This is a genomic window from Citrobacter sp. Cpo147 (genome assembly GCF_030332405.1).
Classification (GTDB): Bacteria; Pseudomonadota; Gammaproteobacteria; order Enterobacterales; family Enterobacteriaceae; genus Citrobacter; species Citrobacter portucalensis.
The window spans coordinates 606,304-632,266 of sequence record NZ_JAOWHX010000030.1 but is presented as its reverse complement, the minus strand read 5'-3'; the positions used below and the strand labels follow the sequence as shown (position 1 = coordinate 632,266).

Sequence of the window (25,963 nt, the reverse complement as noted above, 5' to 3'; positions counted from 1 at the left end):
GACATTATGTTTTTAGTCGACTCACACTGCCATCTTGATGGCCTGGATTATCAATCTCTGCATAAGGACGTGGACGACGTGCTGGCGAAAGCGGCCGCACGCGATGTGAAATTCTGTCTTGCCGTTGCGACCACTCTGCCAGGATACCGCAGTATGCGCGAACTGGTCGGTGAGCGTGACAATGTGGTTTTTTCCTGCGGCGTGCATCCGTTAAATCAGGATGAAACCTATGATGTTGAGGACCTGCGTCGTTTTGCCGCCGAAGAGGGGGTTGTGGCGATGGGAGAAACCGGGCTGGACTATTTTTACACGCCGGAAACAAAGGTGCGCCAGCAGGAATCTTTTATCCACCATATTCAGATCGGCCGTGAGTTACAGAAGCCGGTTATCGTGCATACCCGCGATGCGCGAGCCGATACGCTGTCTATTCTGCGCGAAGAAAAAGTGACGGATTGTGGCGGCGTACTACACTGTTTTACAGAGGACAGAGAAACGGCGGGTAAATTGCTGGACCTTGGATTCTATATCTCGTTTTCCGGCATCGTCACGTTCCGAAATGCAGAGCAGCTCCGTGATGCCGCCCGCTATGTTCCTCTGGACCGGTTATTGGTCGAGACGGATTCTCCCTACCTTGCGCCTGTACCGCATCGTGGAAAAGAGAACCAGCCCGCCATGACTCGTGACGTTGCAGAGTACATGGCCGTAGTGAAAGGTGTTGCCGTTGAAGAACTGGCGCAGGCAACCACTGATAACTTTGCCCGCCTGTTTCACATCGACGCTTCTCGCCTGCAATCTGTTCGTTAACTGACTTTTTTTAAAGCTCGTAATTAATCACTAATGCGAGTAAAGTTCACCGCCACAAAATGGGCGGTGAATAATCAGTTTGACACATTCAGAAACTCATTTTATCGGAATGTGCGGATTTTGCGGCCATTCACGACTGAACTGTGATAGCCGTCAAACAAAAACAAACTGAATTATTTTACTCTGTGTAATAAATAAAGGGTACTTAGATGCCCTGTACACGGCGAGGTTCTCCCCCCTCGCCAATGCGTGAGAACGTAGAATACACAAAGTCAATCAAGCTGCATCAAGGCGGCAAGTGAGTGAATTGCAGGAGCTTACCAGAGTAAGTGACTGGGATGAACGAGCGCAGCCCACCCTGAGGCGGTTTGAAGGATGAAGTGTATAAGCACAAATACTCAGGAGCACTCCTAATTATGTTTAAGAATGCATTTGCTAACCTGCAAAAGGTCGGTAAATCGCTGATGCTGCCGGTATCCGTACTCCCGATTGCAGGTATCCTGCTGGGCGTCGGTTCCGCTAACTTCAGCTGGCTGCCAGCCGTTGTATCGCACGTAATGGCAGAAGCAGGCGGTTCTGTTTTTGCGAACATGCCGCTGATTTTTGCTATCGGTGTTGCGTTAGGCTTCACTAATAATGACGGTGTATCTGCACTGGCATCCGTTGTTGCTTACGGCATCATGGTTAAGACCATGGCTGTTGTTGCGCCGCTGGTTCTGCATTTACCTGCTGAAGAGATCGCCGCTAAACACCTTGCTGATACGGGTGTTCTCGGGGGGATTATCTCCGGTGCGATTGCAGCGTATATGTTCAACCGTTTCTACCGTATCAAATTGCCTGAGTATCTTGGCTTCTTTGCGGGTAAGCGCTTCGTTCCTATCATTTCTGGTCTGGCTGCCATCTTCACAGGTGTGGTTCTGTCCTTCATTTGGCCACCGATCGGTACTGCTATTCAGACGTTCTCCCAGTGGGCTGCATACCAGAACCCGGTCGTGGCGTTCGGTATCTATGGCTTCATTGAACGCTGCCTGGTACCGTTTGGTCTGCACCATATCTGGAACGTTCCATTCCAGATGCAGATCGGTGAGTACACTAACGCTGCGGGTCAGGTGTTCCACGGTGATATTCCTCGCTACATGGCGGGTGACCCGACTGCGGGCAAACTGTCCGGTGGCTTCCTGTTCAAAATGTACGGTCTGCCGGCTGCCGCTATCGCTATCTGGCACTCTGCTAAACCAGAAAACCGCGCGAAAGTGGGCGGTATCATGATCTCCGCGGCGCTGACCTCGTTCCTGACCGGTATTACCGAGCCGATCGAGTTCTCCTTCATGTTCGTGGCGCCGATCCTGTACATCATCCACGCGATTCTGGCTGGTCTGGCATTCCCGATCTGTATCCTGCTGGGTATGCGCGACGGTACGTCGTTCTCCCACGGTCTGATCGACTTTATCGTTCTGTCCGGTAACAGCAGCAAACTGTGGCTGTTCCCGATTGTCGGTATCGGTTATGCGATTGTTTACTACACCATCTTCCGTGTGCTGATCAAAGCGCTGGACCTGAAAACGCCGGGTCGTGAAGATGCTACCGAAGACAGCAAAGCAGGTGCGTCCGGCGAAATGGCTCCGGCTCTGGTTGCGGCATTCGGCGGTAAAGAAAACATCACTAACCTTGATGCGTGCATCACCCGTCTGCGTGTCAGCGTGGCTGACGTTGCCAAAGTGGATCAGGCTGGCCTGAAGAAACTGGGGGCGGCAGGCGTTGTGGTAGCTGGTTCCGGTGTTCAGGCTATCTTCGGGACTAAGTCCGATAACCTGAAAACTGAAATGGATGAGTACATCCGTAACAGCTAAGCAGTAAGAAGTTGGGGAGAACTAAGGCAGCCTGCGGGCTGCCTTTTTTATTGCATTAATTAGCCTGAACGCGAATCGGTGCGGTGGCAGCGAACAGCCAGGGACGTGCCTCTGCGTTCACGCGCGGGGATAGCGTCTCTCTGACCTGCTGGTGGTAATCATCAATCCACTGTTTCTCAGCATCACTCAGCAGATGCAGTTCGACCAGATTCAAATCAATCGGTACCAGCGTCAGCGTTGAGAAACGACAGAAACCAGGACGACTGTTGATAATCTCCACCTGATTCTCAATACGGATCCCATATTGTCCGGCCAGATAATAACCCGGCTCGATGGTGATGATGTTGCCTGCGACCAGTGGCCACGGGTTTACTTTTTTGGCGATGCGATGGGGTTGCTCATGAATAAGCAACTGGTGACCCACGCCGTGTCCCGTACCATGATCAAAATCCAGACCCAGCTCCCACAACGCCCGGCGGCTAAAAGCATCCAGTTGATGGCCCTGAGTCCCGCAGGGAAACTGCAGCGAAATAAGCGACAAAAAGCCTTTCAACACGGCAGTGTAATGCAGGCGACGTTGCGGATCCTGTGGGCCAAACGCGAGGGTACGCGTCGTATCCGTCGTACCATTGTGGTACTGGCCACCGGAATCATTCAGATACATGGCCTGTGAGGTAATTGGCGTATTGGTTTTTTCACTGGAGTGGTAATGGCACATTGCGGCATTGCTGGCAGAGGCCGAAATCGTGCTGAAACTTTGCTCGATAAATCCTGGCTGCTGCTGGCGAAATTCCAGTTGCTTGGCCTGCGCTTCCAGCTCGGTGACCGGATTGCCTGGCGCTTCGCGCAAAGGAACTTCATGGGCCAGCCAGGCAAGGAAGTTTACCCAGGCTGCGCCATCTTGTTCATGGCATTCCCGATAGCCTGCCAGTTCAACGTCATTTTTGTGGGATTTCATCAGAGTGATGGGATCGGGCGCCCAAAGAACGTTGCCACCGTGTTCTTCAATGGCAAAATGCAACGCGACCGGGGCGTAGTCTTTATCGACCAGGAAACGCTTCCCATTAGCTAACTGCTGGCAGCGAGTCAGAAAATTCTCTTGCGGGGCAAGAGTAAGCGTATCCAGCAGTGATGCGGGAAGCTGTTGCGTTTTATTGCTATCCACAAACCATTCCAGCTCACCGCTGCGATGGAGCAGGGCAAACGAAAACGGCACTGGCACCATGGCCAGATCCGAACCGCGTACATTCAATAACCATGCAATGTTATCCGGCAGGGTAATTGCCAGCACGTCAGCCTGGTGTTGAGCGAGTTGTTCCACGACGCGGGCACGCTTTTGCGTGCTGCTTTCCCCGCTGATTTCAATGGGCATTTCACGAATGATGCCGCAGGGGGCTGCCGGTCGGTCTAGCCATACCTGGTCAAAAGGATCTTGCTCAAGAGGCACCAGCTTGCAATGTGTTGCCGACAAGGCTTCAAACTGGCTGTTGACCATCAGCATTGGTTCAAAGCCGATACGTGTACCCGCGGCAACGTGAGACTGCAAATAGTCGGCCAGCGGCTCATCGTGTAAATGATGAATTTCAAAATCATCCAGCGAGACTTCATTGCGTACCTGGACCTGATAGCGTCCATCGACAAACATTAACGCGCGATCCCGAAGGACCAACGCGAGGCCGGCAGAGCCGCTAAAACCGGTCAGCCAGGCCAGTTTATTGTCATGCGGCGTACAATCTTCACTTTGATGAGCATCGGCGCGCGGAACAATCATGCCATCCAGCCCCTGCGCTATCAGCAGGTTGCGCAGGGCGGAAAGAGGAGTTGAGTTGTGCATAGTTACCTTCAGGTCTTAACGGAACGGCGGTTCGTTGAATGTACGTAATTTACGGGAGTGCAGTCGGTCGCCTTCAGCACGCAGACGATCGATAGCCCGGATACCTATTTGCAGATGCTCAGAAATGGCACCTTCATAAAAACGGTTGGCCTGACCAGGCAGTTTGATCTCACCGTGCAGTGGCTTGTCGGAAACGCACAGCAGCGTGCCGTAAGGAACGCGGAAACGGTATCCCTGGGCGGCGATGGTGGCGCTTTCCATATCGATAGCCACCGCGCGGCTGAGGTTAAAGCGTAGCGCAGAAGCGGAATAGCGTAGCTCCCAGTTGCGATCGTCAGTGGTGACGACGGTACCAGTACGCAGGCGCTGTTTAACCTCTTCGCCGGGCATACCGCTGACTTCTTTGGTGGCGTCATACAGTGCGCGCTGCACTTCCGCTATGCTCGGAATTGGAATATCTGGCGGCAGTACGGCATCCAACACGTGGTCGTCACGCAGATAAGCGTGGGCCAGAACATAGTCGCCGATCGCCTGGCTTTCACGCAGCCCGCCACAGTGACCAATCATCAGCCAGACGTCAGGACGCAGTACAGCCAGATGATCGCAAATGGTTTTGGCGTTAGACGGGCCAACGCCGATATTGACCAGCGTGATCCCCTGACCGTCGGCGGTGATTAAATGCCAGGCGGGCATCTGATGTTTCTTCCAGGCGAGATCGGAGATCGCTTCTTCAGGCGCTTCAGTTTCAGCGGTGATCCAGATCCCGCCCGCGCAAGAAAGCGCGATATATGGGCTATCAGGGTCGAGGATCTGGTTGCACCCCCAACGCACAAACTCATCGACATAGCGGGTGTAGTTGGTGAACAGCACAAACGGCTGAAAATGTTCAACCGGTGTTCCCGTGTAGTGGCGTAGTCGCGCCAGCGAAAAATCTACTCGTCGGGCGTCGAAGTGTGACAACGGGGAGAATTCCGCCGGATGATAGGTACCGTCTGCTGTTTCATCGCCAATCTGTGACAGCTCGGTTGTGGGGAAATGACGCGTTAGGCCGGCGCTCATCGAGCGGTCGAGCGTCAGTTCAGAACCGTCAATGACATACGGATAGGGAATTTCATGTTGCGACGGCTCGACGGAGATATGCGCATCATAATCCTGATACAGCAGCGTGAGTTGTTCTTCAAGATACGGACGAAAAAGCGACGGACGGGTAATCGTAGTGGTGTAGCAGCCCGCATGGGTAAAACGACCATAGGCGCGGGTTTTCGGGGGATTGGTGGCGCTGCCATCCCAGGTGACACACAGTGATGGGTAAACAAAAAGACCGTTATGGCGGGCGATTACGTCAGGGAGCGTCCCTGTTTCAATATACTTACCAATGGCGCTACGCAGTGCTTTAACCGACTGCTCGTACAGCGCGTCCAGTTTATCCAGTGCCTGAGCCGGGGTCAGGCTGGAGCCCTTATTGTTCATGTCTGTCTCCTTGTTCCACAGATGTACTGCTCTCCCGATAGTATGTCACAGGAATGTGAAACAAAAGTCAGACGTTGAGGAAGATTGTGCGAAGACCGGACGGCCTCCGCACCCGGGCTTAACCGTGCTGCTTATCCCGCATCAGCAATGCTGTAGTGGCGGAAATAAGACAACCCGCCATCAGATAAATGGCCACACTGTGCCAGTCTCCGCCGGAGAATGTTACCAGCGCAGCAGCAATGAAGGGGGTAAAACCGCCGCCAACCACGCTTGCTACCTGATAACCAACTCCTGCGCCGCTGTAGCGATAGCTTGCGCCAAACAAACCGGTAAACATAGGTTGCTGCACGCAGACCACCATATCGTGTGCAATGTTGGCCAACATAATCGCGAAGAACACGATCCAGAAAATGGATTGCGCTTCTAACGCCATAAAGAACGGGAATGCGCTGAGCGTCCCGACCAGTGCGCCGGTAATGTAAACGCGCCGGCGACCAAAACGGTCGGCGAGCCAGGCGAAGCAGGGGATGGTCAGACAGCTCAGCCCACCCACCAACAAGCCAATATTCAGAAACAGTTCACGGGGTAAGCCCAGATTCTGCGTGGAGTAATTTAGGGCAAACGCGGTGACGATATACATCGTCAGCAGTTCACACAGGCGCAGAGCGATAATTTTCAAAAAGGCACCTGGATGACGGATTAACGCCTCGACTACCGGTAGTCTCTTTTTCTCTGGTTGCGGTGCCTGCTGCTGCTGTTCGAATTCGGCTGATTCATCCATTCGGTTACGCATCCACAACGCGCCCAATACCAGCACGATGCTGAACAGGAATGGAATACGCCAGCCCCAACTCAGGAACTGCTCATCGGTGGTTTGCGAGCTAATCAGCGAGACCAGACCGGTAGAAAGCAGTAGCCCGACGCCATAACCGACCTGAACACCGCTGCTGTAGAAGGCTTTTTTATTTTTCGGCGCACTTTCGACCGAGAGCAACGCCGCGCCGCCCCATTCACCGCCAACGGCGAACCCCTGAATAGCACGCAGCGTCACCAGCAGAACGGGAGCCCACCAGCCAATGGTGTCAAAGGAAGGAATAATCCCTATCAGTGCAGTGGCGATCCCCATCATCCAGACGGTGAGCATCAGCATACGTTTACGCCCCAGGCGATCGCCGAAGTGGCCAAAGATCACCCCGCCTAACGGGCGGAACAAAAATCCGACGCCAAAGGTAGCAAATGCGGCTAGTGTTCCCATCGCCGGGCTGACTTGCGGGAAGAACTCGCGGTTAAAGACCAGTGCGGCAGTGATGCCGTAAAGCAGAAAATCATACCAGTCGACCACGGCACCCGCGAAGCTACCAAGCGCAGCGCGTCGGGCGCGGTTAAGTGAAGAGGCGTCCTGTTGGGGACCCGTGGAGGTGAGGGAGGAATCCATAGTTATCCTGTCTGTACTGTTTTTTAGTTATTAGTATTTGAGTTGGGTTACACACATTGCAGTCGCAATATTAACGACCGTATGAGATTACCGCGACAGACGGGAAGTGAAAACGATTATCTCCCTCATCTGATGGCAACATGAAAAATAAGATGAATGAGAAATCTGAACCTGGTGGAATCGTGGCCTGTCAGGAGTGTTCTGATTTCAGGCGGAGCATTAGGAGCGCTGTATTTGGGGAAGTTATAAACCCACTTTCATAATGGTATACGGAGATTCGGTGAAACCACATCGCTCATAAGCACGAATCGCACGCCCGTTATCTCCGTGGACATATAAGCGAAGCTCCAGTGCCTTTTCTGATTTAGCTTCTTTTGTAAGATGTTTGATGAGCTCATCAGCTAATCCCATCCCACGATGCTCCGGGGCGATATAAAAGCTTTGGATCCACCAGTAGTCATTTCCATGAACATCACTCCATTCTTTTACGACAGAGGTGTTGGCGATCACTATTCCTGAAGAATCTTCCATGGCCCAATATTTTGAACGTGGGTTTTCACAAAACGCCGACGAAACGCCACACTCCACAGCAACAAGGTCAATCACTGAACCTTCAGATTCTTGTGCTTCCTGAGTGGTGAATTCGATGATTTTATTGATATCGTCAGGGGTAGCTGGTCGAATAAAGTAGTTCATAAGTCTGGCTCTCATTAACGTTGCGGCTATACGAATCGCGCAATACCCTACATCAAATCTTGTTCAATGTCCGCTCTTGGCACGAAGCGGACTGGTATGTGGAACTGTAGGCGCGCTTTGAGCGAGGAGCGGACATTGATGGGAGAATGTTGATAATATTTGCACCAGTTGGCACGATGTCCAATAGAGGCACGAATGGAATATCTAAAGGCATTACAGAAAATACTGTCAAATGATCCTATTAGGATGAAGATCCTTTGTGCTGTTAGGTCACTAGAACTCAATGATGGCTGGATCGGCGCAGGGTTTGTACGAGATGCAGTTTGGGATCACTTACATGGGTATGGGAAAGGTCATATTTCTGGTGATGTAGATGTTGTCTGGTTTGACCCAGAGCACTGTACACCTGATCATGATAGCTACCTGGAAGACAGGCTTAGGCAACAATTGCCTTCGTTAGACTGGTCAGTGAAGAATCAAGCCAGGATGCATCAACGTAATGGTGATTATCCCTATACCTCAACGAGAAATGCTCTACTGCACTGGCCTGAAACAGCTACAGCTATAGCTGTCAGATTGGGGAAGGAAGGTCTTGATAACACAGCGCCTTATGGGCTCTCCGACCTATTTGAACTGCGTTTACGACCGACTCCTGCATTTGAAGGTGAAAAGCTGAACTCTTTTAAACAACGGGTTACTACAAAGCAATGGTTGGAACGTTATCCCAAGTTACAGTTCATCGTACCCATATAACCACAATATACAAATATCCCGGCTCTTGCGGTTCGATCGTATGATTGACAGTCCGCTTCTGGCACGGAGCGGCCGGTCACCCGCTAGACAGCAATCCCCATAATCCTGATGACGCTCTGCTGTGAAGCTGTTTTGAAATAGTCTCTTTTAATTAAGGTCATGCCCTGTTTGCGGTAGAAATTACAGGCGCGTTCGTTCTGTTCAAGAACCTCCAGCCATACAAAGTCTTTCTCCCTGGCCCGGGCCAGGTCTTTGACGGTGTCAAACATGACCTGACCGTAACCTTTACGGGTGTCTGCAGGATCAAGATAGAGTTTGTTAAGCAGCATCCCTGACATATTCGTATCAGGGATGCTGCTTTCATAGGTCACTTTCGCAAAACCAATTGGCCTATCGGTCTCTGCTACATACCAACAGACCGCTTGCTCATTCAGGCTCTGTTCCAGCTCGTCCAGAGAATATTCGCTTGCTAAAAAAGCTTCCAGTTCAGACTTTGACTCCCACAGATGTTCAAAGTGTGCGCGGTAGATGCGGTAGCCCAGCGCATTAAGCAACATCGCGTCGGCAGGTGTGGCTTCACGGATTTGTAATGTCATGAATGATTCCTGTCCTGGTAATAAATTAACGATTACTGAACTATATCAAAACTGTCAGTGATACAGTGGTATGCGAATATTTCAGAGGCTTATCAGTATGAAGATTGTTTTTATCCCTGCGTTGATCGCCGTCCTGATTGATAAAGAACAGGACATGGGACGGGAATTGACCCGCGATGAGGTTGAGTCCATCCGCGATGGCGCTACAGCCATCCGCCTGCCGGCCGAAGCAGCCGAGGGCATAATCAGAGAGCGCGGCTACCGCGATATTGATCCTGAGAATGTCTGGCGCGAGTGGCAGGCGTATAAAGCTGACTGAATGTCGAAGGGAACACGCTGCTTTAGTGGCACATGAAAATTATGCTCTTACACGGATGCGTTTACTCCGCGCCTGACGTGGAGCTGAGGAGCAACTTTGAGCGACATGCAGCCAGTGAGTTTTGAATAAAATTTAACGGATAAATCGACGCCCCGTAATTTTTATAAGTGGGGCATTTTTATCTTCAGAACCTATTAACTCCAGCCTTGTTTACTACGACGGATATAAGGTAATACGGATAATAAAGCCAGAACCGCTAATACCATTCCAATCCATAGAGCTGAACGTAAACCGAATCCAGATGAAATTGCCATTCCACCTAAATAAGAACCGCCACCTAATCCAATATTGATCACGGAAGTATGAACGGCATTGACCATTGGCCCTGGATGTGCCACGCTGACAATTCTTGCCATCATTGCCGGATTCATTGGTACGCCAGATAAACCGATAAGTATAACAGCCAGAATAGCAATGACCTGATATTGAACAAATAGCGCCATGCCGAGCAAAGAAATACTCAATATTGTTAAGCCGACAACCATAACAGTTAAACTATGGCGATATGCAAGACGTCCCGTTACCATATTCCCGATGATATTGGCTAGTCCATAAAGCATCAAAATGAAGGGAACCGTCTGCATTGTAAATTCACTGACATCAGCCAGCACGGGGACAAAATAACTGAATGCCGCAAAACTTGCCCCCAAAATCAAACAGCTGGTTGCACAGGCTTTCCAATAGGCTTTATTTTTAAATGCCTTAATCTCTTCAGCCATCTTGATAGCACCGCCGCCGCTCATATGTGGCAATAAACGTACTAATGCTAGCAGGCATATGAAAACCAGGACCGCGACCAGCCCAAAACTTATTTTCCAGCCCCAGTGCTGGTCAATGATTGTCGCGATAGGTACACCAAAGACATTGGATACCATAAAACCTGCTATCACTATTGATGCGGCACGAGGGCGATTTTCTACAGATACAAGAGCCATACTTGTCGCGAGTGAAAGACTTAAACACCCTGCACATAAAATACCTGTCACGATGCGAATGGCAACTAGCACATTGTAATCAGAGGCAAAGACGCTTAATCCTTGTACGATAACATATAACCCTAACAGCCATAATAATGTTGAGCGATAGGGCGCTTTAAACTTAAGAAAGGTGTAGGTTAATACCGGGCCACCTAGCATTACACCGAATGCATAATATGAAATCAAATGCCCGACTTTGCCGACTGTAACACCAAATGCTTCAGATAGCGTGGTCATCATACCCGCCACCATTAACTCTGCTGTACCTAATGAAAAAATGGCTAACCCTAAAATATAAACGACTAATGGCATGTTTTTTTATTTTTCCTTGTATTGGAATGATCGTTACAAAAATGAGTGCAAGTAAATAATGAATTTTTTCGCTTAAATTTATAAATTGATTAACAGACCAGCGACGACATCTTCGAGGATTTTTCTATCTGTAATGTTTTTATTCAGTACACGTAAACCGTAATAGCCTGCCATAAAGCCTCTCGCCATTTCGACGGCTGATGCTTTATTGTTCAGTTCGCCGGTTCGTTGGCCTTCGATGAATACCGACACCAGCGTTTTTTCTAAATGCTGACGATATTCATTATTCAGGCTCGCAACGGCTTCATCTTTACTGCCCATCTCCAGGGCTGAAAATAAGACCATCGCATCATGCTGCTCTGGCTGAGAAAGATCTTCGGCAATACCCCAGAGCAGAAGGGTGTGCAATCGCTCTTTTACCAGACCTGGCTGTGTGAGTATTGTTAACTGTGCTGACATAGTTTGTTCGTGGCTGCGCAACAAAGCTTGCTCGTACAGGGCTTGCTTGCTTCCAAAGGCATTGTATAGGCTTCCCCGCCCTAATCCCGTACCATTGCATAAATCTTGCGCAGAGGTGCCTGCATAACCATTGGCGCTGAAAACAGCGACGGCAGCATCAATGACATCCTGATCTTCGAACTTTCGTGGACGACCTGGAAAGGTTGGTTTTTCAGCACTCATAGGGATGTGGGACTTGAAATGAGTTGAGGCGGCATAGTATTGATTATGGAACGATCAGTCAAATAATTTTCATAAATAAATCAGCGATGACGCGCAGACAGATTTTCTTATGAATTGCTATGCGTTTCTGTAGAGGGATGTGTGGATTTTATCCTTTCCAGGATAGTACGTTGATACAACGGCAACCACGCGTAATGGTTAATCATCACACCGGAATCTGCCGTATTCTAGTGAACGTCCAACGTCCCCCTTCGATTAAGGATAGTGTTGCATCGACCGATTGAACTCACAGGGCAGAGTAAAGTCACCGCAGCGTGAGTGATATGACAGGCGACCTGTTGAAGCCATGGTACCATTACAGACTGTATCATCTACCTCACTACACACATCGGCCTGCCAGATACCGGTTCGGGGTGTATCTCCGTATCCACGCTGAATACGGTTCTCAGCAATCCAGGGTTCATCACCTCTTCTGGTGTGCCTTGCGCCATAACATGTCCGTTCGCCATGACCACCAGATGGTCGCAGTACCGGCTGGCCTGATTAAGATCGTGCAGCACGGCGACTACCGTTTTCCCCTGAGCCCGGAGTTCCCCCATCAGCCGCATCAGTTCCACCTGGTGATTGATATCGAGATAGGTGGTTGGCTCATCGAGTAGTACAACGGGCGTATCCTGCGCCAGGACCATCGCCAGAAATGCGCGCTGTCGCTGACCGCCAGAAAGATCAGTTAACCGTCGTTCGGCAAGATGTTGGATCCGCGTCTGGCTCATAGCATCATGGACCCGCGTATTGTCTTCAACGGAGAGACGCCCCCAGAGTGACAACCACGGGTTGCGACCGTACGAAACAAGCTCCTGGACGGTGATCCCCTCGGGAGTTAAATGGTGCTGGGGCAGCAGCGCCAGCCTGCGGGCTAGCTGGCGTGATGAGAGCGTATTGATGGCACTATCGCCGAGAAATACGCCACCGGACTGCGGTGTTAACAGTCGTGAAAAACAGTTTAACAACGTTGACTTCCCGCAGCCGTTAGGGCCGAGCAGGGCAGTTGTCTTCCCCGCTGGTAGGGCGAGTGAAACGCCATCAAGCACCTTGTTTGTACCGTAACAGACCGTCAGATTTTCAGTTCGTAATGTCATTTATCGCATTCTCACAAGCAGCCAGACAAACCATGGTGCACCGATAATGGCGGTCAGCACGCCAGCCGGAAGCTCCAGCGGAGGATGAATAATTCGCGCCAGCAGGTCGGCAACCACCAGCAGTAACGCACCTGTCATGGCTGAAACGGGCAGCAGCCAGCGGTGACGTCCACCGGTAATGCTGCGCACCATGTGCGGCACCACAAGACCAATAAAGCTAATTGGGCCGCAGACGGCCACGCCGGTCGATGTCATGGCTACGGCCAGTAGCAAAGCCTGGATCCGAATACGCGGCACCGACACACCGAGCGTGGCGGCGCGCGCATCGCCCAATGCCAGGAGGTCGAGATCGCGGCAAAAACGCAGACTCAGCGGCAGAAACAAAATCAGCAGTGGGGCGGCTATTTTCACAAAGCTCCAGTCACGGCCCCATAAGCTGCCGGTCAGCCACAGCAGGGCGCTGTTCACATCCTGCGGGTGCGAGAGCATCAGATAATCCGTCAGGCTGGCCCAGCAGGCAGAGAGCGCAACACCCGTGAGCGCCAGCTTCATCGGCTGGCTGGTGTTCGCCAGTATTCTCAGCAGGATCAGGCCCGCCATGCCACCGGCAAAGGCCAGCAGCGGCAGAGCAATCACCGGTAGTGACGGTAAAAGAAGCAGTGCGCCTACAGAGGCAAGACTGGCGGCATGGTTTACGCCGAGGATATCCGGTGATGCCAAAGGGTTACGCACGATCCCTTGCACCAGCACGCCTGCCACCGCGAGGGCTGCACCGACAAGCAGCGCCAGTAGCAGTCGCGGCAGGCGGTACGCCGTTAATACGTAATGATATTCGCGCCCGGTCTGCCAGTCGCTCAGCAGAGCACGCCAGGGAATGGCGATCACCCCCATTTGTAGTGACAAAGCCGAAAGTCCTGCCAGCGCGAGGGCGATGAAAATGACGAACGCAATTTTCATCCACGCCTCCTGACCAGCCAGACAAAACAGGGTGCACCAATCAGCGCCACTACTGCCCCCGCGGGCAATTCGCCAGGGAAGGCCAGCGCTCGGGCCAGAACATCAGCCAGCAGCAGCAGTGTGGCGCCCATAAGCATGCTCATCGGCAGGACCTTGCGCTGATCGAATCCCACCCAGAAGCGAGCCAGATGCGGCATCAGCAGACCGATAAACGCCACCGGACCTGCCACGCTGACGCAGGTACCGACCAGAAGCAGCACCAGAATATTGATGATCAAACGGAGCTTCGGCAGATTCACCCCCAGCGTGCGGGCGGTGCTGTCACTGACGTTAAGCAGGTTCAGTTGATTAGCCAGCAGCAATACCACCGGTACAGCAACCACTACCATTGGGAAAAGCTGCCAGAACTCCTGCCAACGAGCGTGGGATACGCCTCCCGCAAGCCAGTAAAAAATGCCGTAGGCGTGATCTTCCGTCAGCAGCAGGGTGATGCGGGTAAGGGCCATACAGAAAGCCGAGAACGCAATGCCCGCGAGGATCAGTTTGTTTCTGTCCTGGGTGTGGCGAAATCCACCACCTGCGGTCATCACCATCAGCCAGCTTACGCCGCCACCGCAGGCGGCGATAAAGGCGATGGAGTAACCCGTAACGGGCGCAGGGCTGATAGCGCTGGTAAGCGCCATCGCCAGCGCTGCGCCACTGTTAATACCGAGTAGTGAAGGGGAGGCCATTGCATTATGCGTCAGGGTCTGCAGCAGCGTTCCCGCCAGAGCCAGGCTTGCGCCGATCAAAATGGCGACCAGGCTTCTCGGCAAACGAAGGTTTTGCACCAGCGCTTGTGGAAGCGTCGGCGTATGGCCTGGCAGCAGGGCGTGAATGGCATCAACGCCAGAAACAGGAATGGCCGAGTAGCAAAACAGACTCAGCCAGAAGATAGCGATAAGCGCGACAAGGGGAATCCCCCACTGTAGCGCTGGATGTTTGAAAACTGTCATTTCACATCGGATAAAGGCTGGTGGTGAAAGATTTTTACCGTGTCGCTGGCAATGCGTTCGGCTGCGAAAATGCCGCGCATCCGCGCCCAGGCGTTACTGTCGACCGACGCCGTCTGCTGCTTCTGCGCCGCAGTTAACATCTGCCACAGCGGGTCTTGTTGCCAGCGTTTCACGATGCTCTCTTCACGATAGTGCGCGACCAGCAGCCATGCCGGATTGAGCGCCAGCAGCTGTTCCAGACCGATGGAAGGCATAGACGAACCCGCCATAGCCGCAGGCACCGTCAGCCCCAGAGAGGTCAGGACGCCCCCGGTCCAGGTCTCCTGCGTGTGCAGGTTGAACTGCTGCTCTCGGGACGTACCAAACACCACCATCGTGTCTTTTGGCAGTTGGCTGGCCCACTCTGACATCTGTTGTTGGTGTTGCGCCAGGCGTGACTGCATCTGTGCCTTTTTACCCACGATTTCGCCGATGATGGCCGCAGAATGAAGATTTTCAGCGTAGGTTTCATTGCGGGACTTGAGCAGCAGCACCGGTGCGATTTGCTGTAAGGCGCTGTAAATACCCGCATGGCGGCTGCTGTCGGCAATGATCAGATCCGGTTTCAGCGCGCTGATGGCTTCTAAACTCGGCTGCGCACGCGTGCCGACAGACTGCCAGGGTTTCAGATGGGTACGAACCTCTGGAAGAATACGCATGGCATCGTTATCGTCGGCAATGCCGACCGGACTGACATCGACAGCAGCCAGTGCGTCCGCGAACGACAGTTCCAGCACCACTATCCGTTGTGGCGTTTTATCAAGCGTAAAGGTGCCATGTTCGTCATGAACCGTGGCGGCAAAAGCATGGCCGGTGAGCAGCAGAGCGGCGAATAGCGTGCGTAATGGTGTGAACATGTAAATTGCCTGCGTCGGGTGGCGTTTCGTTTGCCCGACCTACAAAACAGCATGCAGGCCGGGTAAACGGAGTTTAGAACTTCAACGAACCCTGCATATACAGCGTGCGCGGCTGGCCTGCGTAGATGCCTTTGTTGTTGTCGTCGTAAGAGCGGGTGAAATACTCTTGGTCGAAGATATTTTTCACACCGAACGCCAGGTTCAGGTCTGCCATCTGCGGGCCGAAGTCATAGGCTACGCGTGCGCCCCAGAGCATAAAGCCAGGGATGCGACCGGTACTACCGTCAGCGCTCTCTTTAACGGTGTTGGCGTTATCCGCAAACTGGCTGGACTGGAAATCGCTATTCAGGTTGAAGGTCCAGTTGCCCGGCTTATAGTCCACGCCCAACGTGCCTTTGTGTTTTGGTGAGAAGGGCACCTGATTGCCATAGGTATCGCCTTTCTCGCGAATCTCAGCGTTCACATACGCATAGCTTGCGTAGACTGAAACGTTGTCGAGCATTGGCGTCAATGTGCCAAGATCATAGCGAGTCTGAGTTTCCAGTCCGGTATGGCGCGTTTTACCGCGTGCGGTAACGGTGTCGTTGGTTTGGTTGGAATCGTACTGATTATTAAAGTTAATCAGGAACAGCCCCATTTCCGCCGTCAGCGCGCCATCGTCGTATCGGGTTCCGAACTCCCAGGTTCGCGCTTTTTCCGGTTCCACATTGCCGCTTTGCACAGCCTTGCCAATTTGGCTGTACTGTACGGTGCCGAATGAGCCTTCAGTGTTTGCATAAAGATTCCAGCTATCAGTCAGGTGATAAAGTACGTTTAGCGCCGGAAGTGGGGCGTTGTAGCTTACTTCCTCATGTGAGCCTTTGATGGCGTTGTTCTGGTATGACTCGATATGTTCAAAGCGCATACCCGGTGTGATAGTCCAGTTGCCAATGTCGATTTTGTCATCCAGATACCAGGCGTGCGCTTCGGTACCCGAACGAGTGTCGCGATCGTAAGGGCTGGCGCTGGACGGCAGTTGTCCACTGCTGGTGGCCGTGTAGTAACGCATTTCATGCGTCGACTCGCTCACATAGCGGTATCCCACGCCCACTTCGTGCGCAGAAGGACCCACCATAAAGCTCTGACTGTAGCGTGGTTCAATGCCGCGTACCCAGTAGTTACGCGGTGAAAGGGTGAGGCGTTTTCCCTGTTCCAGGTAGCCGCTGCGCAGAGTTTCAGTGTAGAAGCCCTGAATATTGAATTTATGCTGGCTGTCCGGCTGGAACTGGTAGCCGAGGCTCGCCAGTTTGCGGCGCCCCCAGAAGCGATCGTAAGGGCGCGTGGATTGCCAGCGGTCGGCGTCGTAATCCGCGCGAGACAGGCCGCCGGGCATGTCAGCTTCACCGTCGTAGTATTGCAACAGACTGTTGAAGGTATGCACTTCGTTTGGCGCATATTTGCTTTTCAGCATCAGGTCGTCGATGCGGGTCGCGCTGTGTTCGCGCCAGTCGCTTCCACGTGTGCCGGAGTAAAGCAGGGCGGTACCAAAACCGTTATCCGCCGTGCCGCCCACCATCAGGTTGTGCGTTTCTTTTGGGTTATTTTGTGAAGATGTTGGGCTGAGCTGGCCTTCCACGCCGGCTTCCATGCCGAAGTCTTGCGGAATAGCGCGGGTAACAAAGTTCACCACCCCGCCCACGCTCTGTGGCCCGTAACGCACCGCGCCACCGCCGCGAACCACGTCGATGGCGTCCATATTTCCGAGTGAGACAGGCGCCAGTGAAAGCTGCGGCTGGCCGTAAGGGGCAAACGGCACGGGAATACCGTCCATCAGTACCGTTGAACGACTGGCCAGGCGCGGGTTCAGGCCGCGAATACCAAAGTTCATCGCCAGATCGTGGCTACCGGTGCCGTTGTTTTCTGGGGCGGTAACGCCAGGAATGCGGTTCAGTACCTCGCGCATGGATGTTGCGCCGGTTTTGGCGAAATCCTCACGGCGGATAACGTCACGTGCGCCGGCATGTTCGAATACGTCGTTTTCGCGCGCATCCCCCAGCCAGTCACCCACCACGGTCAGGGCATCTTCTTGCGGTGTTGGTGCGGGCTCCAGCGTCCAGCTGTTATTACCCAGCGGTTTCACCTGCAGGCCACTACCGTTCAGCAGGTGTTGCAGGCCGGTTTCGACGTCGTAGTCACCGTGAAGACCGTTACTCTGTTTGCCGCGCGTCAGGCTGGCGTCAACCGACAGGGTAATTCCGCTGAGCGCGGCATACTGATTAAGGGCTTTGTCGAGTGAACCCGGTGCAATATCAACCTGCGCTGCGAAGGCGGATAACGACAGCCCGGCCAGCGGCAGCAGGCTCAGGCGAACGGCGTTAACCAAAGGTGTTGTTTTGCGAAAAACGCGTAAAGGCGTCATACCTTCTCCATCATCATTTTTGTTGTGTTCATCTATGAGTCGAATGAGAAGGGGAAAAAGGACAATAGAAATGAGAATTATTTTGCTTACAATGCGGAAATATTTACCCAGTATCGCGTAACTGACTGAATTTTCACTGGAAGAGTCTTGGCAATAACATCCAGGATTGCATCAGTATTTTTCAGCGGGAAAGTGCCACTCAGGCGTAACCCGGCCACAGCCGGATCGCAGCGCAGCACGCCGTTGCGATAACGGCTCAGCGTGGCAATCACTTCACCCAAAGGTTTATCGCTGAAGCTCAGAATGCCCTGCGTCCAGGTGGCGCTTTCATCATCCGCTGAGGCTATTGCACCAAATTCAGACGCGCTAAACTGCAGGCTCTCGCCAGCGCTGACGATGCGTTTTTCCTGCGGACGATTTGCCAGTAAGACTTCAACAGCGTGTTGTTGAACGACAACGCGTGTGACGTTGTCCTGCTGGTAGACGGTAAATTCTGTGCCTAATGCGGTGAGCTGGCCCTGGCGGGTCACAACGCGGAAAGGTCTCTGCTGCGCGTCTTTTGCGGTGGTAATAGCAATTTCGCCGTACCAGAGATGGACAGCGCGTTGACGCGTATCAAAACGAACGTCCGCGGCGCTTTGTGTGTTGAGCGTCAGCAGCGAGCCATCTTCCAGCCGCTGATGGCTGACCGCGCCTTTGGCGGTGCGGTAATCCGCGCGCAGACCTTCACCGGCTTCAGATTGCCAGAACTGCCAGCCGCCGCCTACGCCAAGTAGCAGCAGTAGCCCTTTCATAACATGGCGACGGGTAAGGCGCGTATCGTGCAGCGCCCGGCTGGCGACATCGCCCGGTACGCGGCTGAGCTGGCTGCGCAGGTTTTCAACCTGTTGCCAGGCCCACTGATGATCTTTGTCCTCTTCGTACCATTGTTGCCAGCGCGCTTCTTGCTGTGGGCTGACACGCTCGCCGCTCAATACAGCATACCAGTGCGATGCCGAGCGCAATGCCTGGCGGCGAGAATCAGTGATAGAAGCGTTCACAGGCCGTGATCCAGACGAAACAGCAGACAATGTTCGATAGCCTTTGCCATATACTTTTTCACCGAGCTGACGGAGATACCGAGCTTCAGCGCGATCTCGCTGTATGTCAGACCATCCAGTTGCGAAAGCAGAAACGCTTCTCGTGTTTTTCCGTTCAGCCCGTCAAGCATGCTGTCGATGAGTTGCAGGGTTTCGAGCTGGCTCTCGCGTTCCTCGGGGGAAGGCGCGAGCGCCTCCGGCATAAGCGCCAACATCTCCAGATAGGCTTTTTCCAGCGCGTTTCGGCGAAACAGGTCGACCATCACCCGTTTGGCGAGAGTGCACAGAAAGGAGCGCGGATCGCGGATCGTCGAGAGCGAGTCGCTGCCCATTACCCGTAGAAAAGTGTCCTGGGCAATGTCATCTGCATCAAAGGCGGACTGGAGTTTGCGCGTCAGCCAGCTTTTCAACCAGCCGTGATGTGCGCCATAAAGCGACTCGAGCGTAAAGGAAGCAGTGGTAGTGGCGTGGTCAGACATGTGGAATGTATCAAAAGTTAATTATCACGCGTTTATAGTAATATGAGAATGGTTATCATTACAATTATAAATATAATTGTATTACGTTGAACTTCTTAATGCTTTGTTATTTATAAAAATGTTATGAGGTGGATATCGGATGGGGAAGGGGGAGTCTGCTTTTGGCATGTGACGGTTGGAATGACATCTGACCATGTCTACTGTGAGCATGGAGCAGACGAATGCTTTAAAGCATGCTGAACTCTTTAAAAGTAAACCGTTTTTGGGAGGACACCGAGAGCAGAGCAGCTGTTACTTTTCGGGAAAAGGTGAGTTGCAGATCAGGAAATGCTCAATCGAGTCGATTAAACCGGGAGCTAAGGGGAGCGCGGGTTCAGTGTATGACGCGATATTCGCTTTGCGATCGTCCGAAGTCATCTCTTTCATAACATGGTTCATATTGGGCAGTATAACCAGGGACGCTTGAGGATTCGCGGCCTTAAGCAGTCTTGCATCCGTTTCTTCCACCTGGAGATCGCGTTGCCCTTGTAGCACTAACACGGGTTTGGAAATACTCGAAATGAGATGACCCGGATTATATGAAAACGCATTGATCAAAAACCCCTGAACAGCAGGATTAAAGATACTTTGCAGTGCTGGGTGAATATTCGTAATATCGACTCGCCGCCGATGCTCCAGAGCATCAATTATCGGCAGCGCCTGCTTTAATAGAATTTCATTTTCCGGATTAGCGTTAAGTTGCCCCCTCAACACCTCGCCCATCGGCCTCCCGGGCGTTGCGATAAGAACCACACCGCACACATTCTCTTCTTGAGCCGAGGCAAGTGCGACTACACCCCCTTCGCTGTGTCCTAAAACCCAAACACAGGGAGTGTGCATGTGACGTCTAAGCACGTCTACCCAGGATCGAACGTCGTCAACATAGTCAGCAATCGTCACCGCATTGGCATCCTCTACGGCCATTGCGCTAGCGAACATTCCACGTTTGTCGATACGAAGCGTCGCAAAGCCTTTGGCAGCAAGGCCTTCAGCAAGAAGTCGGTAAGGCGATGCATTCACACCAAGCGGGTTGTTTCCATCCCGATCGGTTGGCCCGGAGCCAGGAATGATAAGAACAACGGCTGTTGGTTTTGAATTCGGGGTGAGTAACGTGCCTTTCAAAGGGCCTTTTGGCCCTGCGGCATCCAGGACAGTTTCGGAAAAGGTCACCGGTACTGCCGCCAGACTCACAAATGGGCAAGCGCCCAAAAGGGCAATTGAGGCGGCAATATTCATTGGAGATGTTCCTGTAAAATTCAGCGTACCCGTCAATTTATATTATAAATTTGGCCTGCTCTCCATGGATTAATATATCAGCGGCGATAGAAAAGTCCTCTGCTGGCACAGAGCGGAGGTACTGGGTGAGTTTAAAGTCTGCAGTGAGCGAAGAGCGGACATCTCAACTCATTGGTGTTCCTGTCTATTGATATGGAAGCCCGGAACGGCAAGTGTCTGGAACAAATACCTGCGGCTATTATGAATGAAGTGTTGGCCAGGCTAAGTTGAGGTTTTGATATGCGCAATGAGCAATGGCATAAAAGCAAAAAGCCTGCTTAGTTTCCTAAGCAGGCTTCTTAAATATGGCTCCTCTGACTGGACTCGAACCAGTGACATACGGATTAACAGTCCGCCGTTCTACCGACTGAACTACAGAGGAATCGTTTGAACGAGGCGCATATTAGCGAGGGTGGTGAGGCTTGTCAAAGGGGTAAATACATTTGTGTGTTCGTTTGCTGACAAAATCAGCAAAGCGGCGATCTTTCCGTCTTTTTATGCTTTTGCCCCATTCTGGTGCGTGTCTACCTCTTCCAGGGCAGACTGAATGAGATACTTAGGTGTGCAGAATGATCTTCCTTCGCTTTTACTCCTGACTTTACGCGGCTTTAACCGTAAAACACCGTTTTAGACGAAAGTGGCAAGCATCTTGCAGTCCTGAATTTAATGACTGCCAGCACGGGTTCTGGTATTCCGACAGGAGGCAAAATGAACTTCAGACGACTGAAATATTTCGTGAAAATCGTCGATATTGGTAGCCTGACCCAGGCAGCGGAAGTGTTGCACATTGCGCAACCCGCGCTGAGCCAGCAGGTCGCTACGCTGGAAGGTGAGCTGGATCAGCAATTGCTGATTCGTACCAAGCGTGGCGTCACGCCGACGGAAGCAGGAAAAGTGCTATATACCCACGCCCGGACGATTTTACGTCAGTGCGAACAGGCGCAACTTGCGGTTAATAACGTGGGCCAGACCTTGAGTGGACAGGTCTCTATCGGCCTTGCGCCGGGGACAGTCGCGTCATCCATTACCATGCCGTTATTACAGACGCTACGTGCCGAACTGCCTGATGTGCTGGTCTATTTGCATGAAAACAGTGGGGCAGTGCTGAATGACAAGCTGCTCAGCGGGCAATTAGATATGGCAGTGCTCTATGAGCGTTCACCTGTGGCGGGCATCAGCAGTCAACCGTTGCTTAAAGAGGATCTCTACCTGGTCGGCACGCGTGAGTGTCCTGGCCAAAGCGTCGATTTAGCCGCGGTGGCGCAGATGAATTTGTTCTTGCCACGGGATTACAGCGCGGTTCGCCTGCGCGTGGATGAAGCTTTTTCGCTACGTCGCTTAACGGCTAAAGTGATTGGCGAAATTGAGTCTATCTCCACCCTAACGGCCGCCATTGCCAGTGGTATGGGTGTCACAGTGTTGCCTGAGTCGGCCGCCCGTTCATTATGCAATGCGGCTAACGGCTGGATGGCACGCATCACAACACCATCGATGAATCTGCCATTATCGTTGAACGTATCAGCCAGAGGGAGCTTATCGCCCCAGGCGCAGGCCGTGAAGGAGATCCTGTTGTCGCTGGTCAGCCGTCCGGCGCTGGAAAATCGCGAGCTGCAGCTGGTCAGCTAAACCTTATTCCCACAAGGAATAAGATGCAGGTTTTTATTATTTGTTATGCCGGGCATCAGACTTTAACAATAGCGTAATGTCTGATGTGCCCGGAGCGAAATGTGAATTTCCAGCAACTTAAAATAATCCGCGAGGCGGCCCGTCAGGATTACAACCTGACAGAGGTCGCGAATATACTGTACACCTCGCAGTCGGGCGTCAGCCGACACATTCGTGAACTTGAAGATGAACTTGGCATCGAGATTTTTATCCGTCGCGGTAAACGCCTGTTGGGCATGACCGAACCGGGTAAAGCCTTGCTGATTATTGCCGAGCGTATTCTGAATGAGGCCAGTAATGTTCGTCGACTGGCGGATCTGTTTACCAATGACACGTCCGGCGTTCTGACGATTGCCACCACGCATACCCAGGCACGCTATAGCTTGCCTGCGGTGATAAAAGCCTTTCGTGAGCTGTTCCCTGAGGTGCGTCTGGAACTTATTCAGGGTACGCCACAGGAGATTGATGTCCTGCTACAAAATGGCGGGGCAGATATCGGAATTGCCAGTGAGCGGCTGAGCAGCGATCCATTGTTGGTGGCTTTTCCCTGGTTTCGTTGGCATCACAGCCTGCTTGTTCCTCACGACCATCCATTAGTGAAAGCTTCTCCGCTCACGCTGGAGTCTATCGCTCACTGGCCGTTAATTACCTATCGTCAGGGGATTACAGGGCGTTCCCGCATTGATGAAGCATTTGCTCGCAAAGGGCTGATACCGGATATTATTCTCAGCGCCCAGGACTCGGATGTGATTAAAACTTACGTGTCGCTGGGGTTGGGGATTGGGCTGGTGGCAGAGCAATCCAGCGGCGAGCAGGAAGAGGGGACCTTAACCCGTCTTGATACCCGGCATTTGTTTGATGCAAATACCGTTTGGCTAGGGCTTAAACGCGGACAGCTGCAGCGCAACTACGTCTGGCGATTCATCGAGCTATGCAATGCAGGGTTATCCGTCGATGAAATTAAGCGCCAGGCGATGGAGCCAGATGAGGCGGTGATTGATTATCAGATTTAACTACAAAAGCCCGTGAGTAAACGGGCTTCCCTGACGTCGCTGAATGGCGGGTAGAAAGCTGCGTTACCTCAAGGTCTCCAGCCTCAGATCCTGCGTCGGTACCCGCGACAATATCGAACAAGACACCGCCCGTCCCGAATCCGCATAAATAAACTGAAATCCATTCTTCACCGAAAGAACATCTCGATTGGTAAACATATAGAATTTATTACTCTGACTACGCCGGGCAACGTAGCGTGACTTTCTCACCGGCTATTGTACTCAGTGGAATTACTAATAAAGCGGTTAGCGCTGCTTTCAGCAGTATCGGCATGGGCAAGTATGGGTCTCATTTTGATGTCGTTGCACGATAAGATACTTAACCATGACGTTAACGAATTGGATCATAGAGACATTTTGCATATGCAGACGGACATTCTCCCGTCGTCAGTATGGAAAAGCCTGGATGTGGAGTGAAGCGCTTTACCCGGCAAATGGGATCGCAGAAAAGCAAAAAGCCTGCTTAGTTTCCTGAGCAGGCTTCTTAAATATGGCTCCTCTGACTGGACTCGAACCAGTGACATACGGATTAACAGTCCGCCGTTCTACCGACTGAACTACAGAGGAATCGTTTGAACGAGGCGAATATTAGCGATGCCGCTCAGCGTTGTCAAAGCCTGAATAGATAAATGCGATCGTTTGCTGAAATATTCCCCATTTCGCCGCTTATTCAGACGCAACCGGTTGTTTTATGCACTTTTCGCGTTCGGGACGCGGGTATTTCCACAGCCAGCGTCCGGTGACCATACGCCAGTAAAATAACGCGGCGCGTACGGCCCAGTCGAAGAACATACCTAACCAAACGCCGACAACGCCCCATCCTAATACGATACCCAGGGTGTAACCCGCGACTACGCGGCAGCCCCACATGCCCAGCATCGATACCCACATAGCAAAACGTGCATCTCTCGCACCTTTAAAGCCTGCTGGTAACACCCAGGATGCAGCCCATATCGGCATAAATGCTGCGTTGAGCCAAATCAGGATGACTATGACCTCTTTTACATCCTGATCGTGGGTATAAAACGAGGCCATCACCCCGGCGAAAGGAGCGGTTAGCCAGGCAATTGCCGTCAGGCCGATCGTCGACAGCCAGAATACATGCCGCAGCTGGATTTCAGCCTGGGCAATCTGACCATTTCCCAGACGCCTGCCGGTAATGATTGTCGACGCGGAACCTAAAGCATTCCCCGGTAAGTTGATAAGCGCGGCGATAGAAAATGCAATAAAATTCCCGGCGATAACGCTGGTTCCCATGCCTGAAACAAACATCTGCGTCAAAAGTTTACCGCCATTGAACAGCACTGACTCGATACTTGCCGGAATGCCGATCCCCATCACCTCCCAGATAATGGCGAGATTGAGTGGCTTAAAATAGCTTTTGAAGGGAATTCGCAGCGCGGGGTTAAAACCAATCATCAGTACCCAGATGATGGCAATCGCCCCGATGTAGCGCGAAATGGTCAGTCCCAGGCCTGCTCCCACAAATCCCAGACCTTGCCAGGAAAAGATCCCGTAAATCAGGATGCTACTGATGATGATATTCAGGATGTTCATGCCGCCGTTAATCAACAACGGTATTTTTGTATTTCCGGCTCCACGTAGTGCGCCACTGCCGATCAGCGCAATGGCTGCCGCCGGGTAGCTGAGCACCGTCAGCTCCAGATAGGTGAGTGCCAAAGCTTTAACGTCTGGCGTTGCTTCACCTGCGACAACGTCAATAATCTGTTGACCAAAATAGTGAATGACAGCTGCCAGAACGGTAGCAAAAATTGTCATGATCACCAGTGATTGTCTGGCCGCGGCTCTGGCCCGTCGACGATCTCGTTTCCCGAGGCTAAATGCTACAACCACGGTGGTGCCCAGATCGATGGCGGCGAAAAATGCCATGATGACCATATTAAAGCTGTCGGCGAGTCCGACACCTGCCATCGCTTCTTTTCCCAACCAGCTGACCAGGAAGGTACTGAGAACACCCATCAATAGCACACAGGTGTTTTCCAGAAAAATGGGGACAGCCAGCGGAGTGATTTCGCGCCAAAAGAGAACCTTATAACTCTTGCGTTTGGCATACCAGGGCGTGCGGGAAGCGACCTGGCGTAAGGCAGCGGAGACGTTCAAAGTGGACCTTAACGAAGAAAGTTGAAACCTCATTTCAAATGATGAGGGAGAATCAAAAAAGCTGCAAAGTTTTTTCTATTT

At 52.3% G+C, this 25,963-nt stretch carries 22 protein-coding genes, 2 tRNA genes and 1 pseudogene; 7 read left to right on the top strand and 18 right to left on the bottom strand.

Annotation, left to right across the window (positions count from 1 at the left end; all coding sequences use genetic code 11):
- Positions 1-6 precede the first annotated feature (6 nt).
- Both OGY06_RS05665 and ptsG read left to right on the top strand, forming a co-directional pair.
- Entirely contained in the window at positions 7-804 is a 798-nt protein-coding gene (locus OGY06_RS05665) for a metal-dependent hydrolase (RefSeq protein ID WP_020996495.1), read from the top strand.
- A 416-nt stretch (positions 805-1,220) separates the two neighbouring features.
- Positions 1,221-2,654 carry a PTS glucose transporter subunit IIBC gene (gene ptsG, locus OGY06_RS05660; protein WP_003036277.1) on the top strand — a complete coding sequence of 478 codons (1,434 nt, stop codon included), beginning with the start codon at positions 1,221-1,223 and terminating at the stop codon, positions 2,652-2,654.
- A 55-nt stretch (positions 2,655-2,709) separates the two neighbouring features.
- Here the strand turns inward: ptsG and OGY06_RS05655 are convergent, their stop codons facing one another.
- The 4 genes from OGY06_RS05655 to OGY06_RS05640 form a co-directional block, all read right to left on the bottom strand.
- Positions 2,710-4,488 (bottom strand): aminopeptidase P family protein, encoded by a 1,779-nt coding sequence (locus OGY06_RS05655; RefSeq protein ID WP_286604921.1) that lies wholly within the window; start codon positions 4,486-4,488, stop codon positions 2,710-2,712.
- A 15-nt stretch (positions 4,489-4,503) separates the two neighbouring features.
- Positions 4,504-5,958, bottom strand: coding sequence for an AMP nucleosidase (locus OGY06_RS05650; RefSeq protein ID WP_126955978.1), 1,455 nt, complete (start codon positions 5,956-5,958; stop codon positions 4,504-4,506).
- Between the two features lie 118 nt (positions 5,959-6,076).
- Complete coding sequence (shiA, locus tag OGY06_RS05645; RefSeq protein ID WP_003832199.1) at positions 6,077-7,393, bottom strand: shikimate transporter; 1,317 nt, start codon at positions 7,391-7,393, stop codon at positions 6,077-6,079.
- A gap of 243 nt (positions 7,394-7,636) precedes the next feature.
- A complete protein-coding gene (locus tag OGY06_RS05640) occupies positions 7,637-8,089 on the bottom strand; it encodes a GNAT family N-acetyltransferase (RefSeq protein WP_164562936.1) in 453 nt (150 codons plus the stop codon).
- Between the two features lie 195 nt (positions 8,090-8,284).
- On the opposite strand from OGY06_RS05640, the gene OGY06_RS05635 reads away from it, so the two are divergent.
- Positions 8,285-8,842 (top strand): nucleotidyltransferase family protein, encoded by a 558-nt coding sequence (locus tag OGY06_RS05635; protein ID WP_164562935.1) that lies wholly within the window; start codon positions 8,285-8,287, stop codon positions 8,840-8,842.
- 83 nt (positions 8,843-8,925) lie between these two features.
- Here the strand turns inward: OGY06_RS05635 and OGY06_RS05630 are convergent, their stop codons facing one another.
- Positions 8,926-9,438 carry a GNAT family N-acetyltransferase gene (locus tag OGY06_RS05630; RefSeq protein WP_164562934.1) on the bottom strand — a complete coding sequence of 171 codons (513 nt, stop codon included), beginning with the start codon at positions 9,436-9,438 and terminating at the stop codon, positions 8,926-8,928.
- Positions 9,439-9,535: 97 nt separating this feature from the next.
- Between OGY06_RS05630 and OGY06_RS05625 the strand changes: the two genes are divergently transcribed.
- Positions 9,536-9,757 (top strand): hypothetical protein, encoded by a 222-nt coding sequence (locus tag OGY06_RS05625; RefSeq protein ID WP_128611808.1) that lies wholly within the window; start codon positions 9,536-9,538, stop codon positions 9,755-9,757.
- Between the two features lie 194 nt (positions 9,758-9,951).
- Here the strand turns inward: OGY06_RS05625 and OGY06_RS05620 are convergent, their stop codons facing one another.
- From OGY06_RS05620 to OGY06_RS05575, 10 genes are all read right to left on the bottom strand, one after another.
- Positions 9,952-11,106 (bottom strand): MFS transporter, encoded by a 1,155-nt coding sequence (locus OGY06_RS05620; protein WP_164562933.1) that lies wholly within the window; start codon positions 11,104-11,106, stop codon positions 9,952-9,954.
- A 78-nt stretch (positions 11,107-11,184) separates the two neighbouring features.
- A complete protein-coding gene (locus OGY06_RS05615; RefSeq protein WP_008784381.1) occupies positions 11,185-11,787 on the bottom strand; it encodes a TetR/AcrR family transcriptional regulator in 603 nt (200 codons plus the stop codon).
- A 371-nt stretch (positions 11,788-12,158) separates the two neighbouring features.
- Complete coding sequence (fecE, locus tag OGY06_RS05610) at positions 12,159-12,926, bottom strand: Fe(3+) dicitrate ABC transporter ATP-binding protein FecE (RefSeq protein WP_063941433.1); 768 nt, start codon at positions 12,924-12,926, stop codon at positions 12,159-12,161.
- Positions 12,927-13,883, bottom strand: a complete 957-nt coding sequence (gene fecD, locus OGY06_RS05605; RefSeq protein WP_164562931.1) for a Fe(3+) dicitrate ABC transporter permease subunit FecD — start codon at positions 13,881-13,883, stop codon at positions 12,927-12,929.
- Positions 13,880-14,878 carry an iron-dicitrate ABC transporter permease FecC gene (fecC, locus tag OGY06_RS05600; protein ID WP_063941435.1) on the bottom strand — a complete coding sequence of 333 codons (999 nt, stop codon included), beginning with the start codon at positions 14,876-14,878 and terminating at the stop codon, positions 13,880-13,882. Before fecC ends, fecD begins: the two co-directional genes overlap by 4 nt.
- On the bottom strand, positions 14,875-15,774 hold the full coding sequence (locus OGY06_RS05595; protein ID WP_063941436.1) for a Fe(3+) dicitrate ABC transporter substrate-binding protein FecB: 900 nt from the start codon (positions 15,772-15,774) through the stop codon (positions 14,875-14,877). The genes fecC and OGY06_RS05595 overlap by 4 nt, the downstream gene beginning before the upstream one ends.
- Positions 15,775-15,847: 73 nt before the next feature.
- On the bottom strand, positions 15,848-18,172 hold the full coding sequence (gene fecA / locus OGY06_RS05590; RefSeq protein WP_063941437.1) for a TonB-dependent Fe(3+) dicitrate receptor FecA: 2,325 nt from the start codon (positions 18,170-18,172) through the stop codon (positions 15,848-15,850).
- An 86-nt stretch (positions 18,173-18,258) separates the two neighbouring features.
- The gene (gene fecR / locus OGY06_RS05585; protein ID WP_286604911.1) at positions 18,259-19,212 is read right to left on the bottom strand and encodes a ferric citrate uptake sigma factor regulator FecR; all 954 of its coding nucleotides are present in this window, start codon (positions 19,210-19,212) and stop codon (positions 18,259-18,261) included.
- Complete coding sequence (gene fecI / locus OGY06_RS05580) at positions 19,209-19,730, bottom strand: ferric citrate uptake sigma factor FecI (protein WP_003832221.1); 522 nt, start codon at positions 19,728-19,730, stop codon at positions 19,209-19,211. The genes fecR and fecI overlap by 4 nt, the downstream gene beginning before the upstream one ends.
- A gap of 291 nt (positions 19,731-20,021) precedes the next feature.
- Positions 20,022-21,005 (bottom strand): alpha/beta hydrolase, encoded by a 984-nt coding sequence (locus OGY06_RS05575; protein WP_286604909.1) that lies wholly within the window; start codon positions 21,003-21,005, stop codon positions 20,022-20,024.
- 183 nt (positions 21,006-21,188) lie between these two features.
- On the opposite strand from OGY06_RS05575, the pseudogene OGY06_RS05570 reads away from it, so the two are divergent.
- Positions 21,189-21,275, top strand: a pseudogene (locus OGY06_RS05570) (type II toxin-antitoxin system PemK/MazF family toxin); the annotation flags it as partial.
- Positions 21,276-21,350: 75 nt separating this feature from the next.
- Here OGY06_RS05570 and OGY06_RS05565 read toward each other — a convergent pair.
- Positions 21,351-21,426: transfer RNA gene (locus OGY06_RS05565), tRNA-Asn, on the bottom strand.
- 326 nt (positions 21,427-21,752) lie between these two features.
- Between OGY06_RS05565 and nac the strand changes: the two genes are divergently transcribed.
- On the top strand, positions 21,753-22,670 hold the full coding sequence (nac, locus tag OGY06_RS05560; RefSeq protein ID WP_008784390.1) for a nitrogen assimilation transcriptional regulator NAC: 918 nt from the start codon (positions 21,753-21,755) through the stop codon (positions 22,668-22,670).
- Positions 22,671-22,771: 101 nt separating this feature from the next.
- Positions 22,772-23,722, top strand: coding sequence for an HTH-type transcriptional regulator Cbl (gene cbl, locus OGY06_RS05555; protein WP_003832224.1), 951 nt, complete (start codon positions 22,772-22,774; stop codon positions 23,720-23,722).
- Positions 23,723-24,252: 530 nt separating this feature from the next.
- On the opposite strand, the gene OGY06_RS05550 is transcribed toward cbl, so the two are convergent.
- Together OGY06_RS05550 and OGY06_RS05545 are read right to left on the bottom strand one after the other, a co-directional pair.
- Positions 24,253-24,328, bottom strand: a tRNA-Asn gene (locus OGY06_RS05550).
- A 99-nt stretch (positions 24,329-24,427) separates the two neighbouring features.
- Positions 24,428-25,915, bottom strand: a complete 1,488-nt coding sequence (locus OGY06_RS05545) for an EmmdR/YeeO family multidrug/toxin efflux MATE transporter (RefSeq protein WP_003846749.1) — start codon at positions 25,913-25,915, stop codon at positions 24,428-24,430.
- Positions 25,916-25,963 lie beyond the last annotated feature (48 nt).

What these genes read in the sequence shown, in the direction of transcription:
- OGY06_RS05665 (WP_020996495.1), top strand. Translation starts at nt 7, where the DNA reads ATGTTTTTAGTCGACTCACACTGCCATCTTGATGGCCTGGATTATCAA.
- ptsG (WP_003036277.1), top strand. Translation starts at nt 1,221, where the DNA reads ATGTTTAAGAATGCATTTGCTAACCTGCAAAAGGTCGGTAAATCGCTG.
- OGY06_RS05655 (WP_286604921.1), bottom strand. Translation starts at nt 4,488, where the DNA reads ATGCACAACTCAACTCCTCTTTCCGCCCTGCGCAACCTGCTGATAGCG.
- OGY06_RS05650 (WP_126955978.1), bottom strand. Translation starts at nt 5,958, where the DNA reads ATGAACAATAAGGGCTCCAGCCTGACCCCGGCTCAGGCACTGGATAAA.
- shiA (WP_003832199.1), bottom strand. Translation starts at nt 7,393, where the DNA reads ATGGATTCCTCCCTCACCTCCACGGGTCCCCAACAGGACGCCTCTTCA.
- OGY06_RS05640 (WP_164562936.1), bottom strand. Translation starts at nt 8,089, where the DNA reads ATGAACTACTTTATTCGACCAGCTACCCCTGACGATATCAATAAAATC.
- OGY06_RS05635 (WP_164562935.1), top strand. Translation starts at nt 8,285, where the DNA reads ATGGAATATCTAAAGGCATTACAGAAAATACTGTCAAATGATCCTATT.
- OGY06_RS05630 (WP_164562934.1), bottom strand. Translation starts at nt 9,438, where the DNA reads ATGACATTACAAATCCGTGAAGCCACACCTGCCGACGCGATGTTGCTT.
- OGY06_RS05625 (WP_128611808.1), top strand. Translation starts at nt 9,536, where the DNA reads ATGAAGATTGTTTTTATCCCTGCGTTGATCGCCGTCCTGATTGATAAA.
- OGY06_RS05620 (WP_164562933.1), bottom strand. Translation starts at nt 11,106, where the DNA reads ATGCCATTAGTCGTTTATATTTTAGGGTTAGCCATTTTTTCATTAGGT.
- OGY06_RS05615 (WP_008784381.1), bottom strand. Translation starts at nt 11,787, where the DNA reads ATGAGTGCTGAAAAACCAACCTTTCCAGGTCGTCCACGAAAGTTCGAA.
- fecE (WP_063941433.1), bottom strand. Translation starts at nt 12,926, where the DNA reads ATGACATTACGAACTGAAAATCTGACGGTCTGTTACGGTACAAACAAG.
- fecD (WP_164562931.1), bottom strand. Translation starts at nt 13,883, where the DNA reads ATGAAAATTGCGTTCGTCATTTTCATCGCCCTCGCGCTGGCAGGACTT.
- fecC (WP_063941435.1), bottom strand. Translation starts at nt 14,878, where the DNA reads ATGACAGTTTTCAAACATCCAGCGCTACAGTGGGGGATTCCCCTTGTC.
- OGY06_RS05595 (WP_063941436.1), bottom strand. Translation starts at nt 15,774, where the DNA reads ATGTTCACACCATTACGCACGCTATTCGCCGCTCTGCTGCTCACCGGC.
- fecA (WP_063941437.1), bottom strand. Translation starts at nt 18,172, where the DNA reads ATGACGCCTTTACGCGTTTTTCGCAAAACAACACCTTTGGTTAACGCC.
- fecI (WP_003832221.1), bottom strand. Translation starts at nt 19,730, where the DNA reads ATGTCTGACCACGCCACTACCACTGCTTCCTTTACGCTCGAGTCGCTT.
- OGY06_RS05575 (WP_286604909.1), bottom strand. Translation starts at nt 21,005, where the DNA reads ATGAATATTGCCGCCTCAATTGCCCTTTTGGGCGCTTGCCCATTTGTG.
- nac (WP_008784390.1), top strand. Translation starts at nt 21,753, where the DNA reads ATGAACTTCAGACGACTGAAATATTTCGTGAAAATCGTCGATATTGGT.
- OGY06_RS05545 (WP_003846749.1), bottom strand. Translation starts at nt 25,915, where the DNA reads ATGAGGTTTCAACTTTCTTCGTTAAGGTCCACTTTGAACGTCTCCGCT.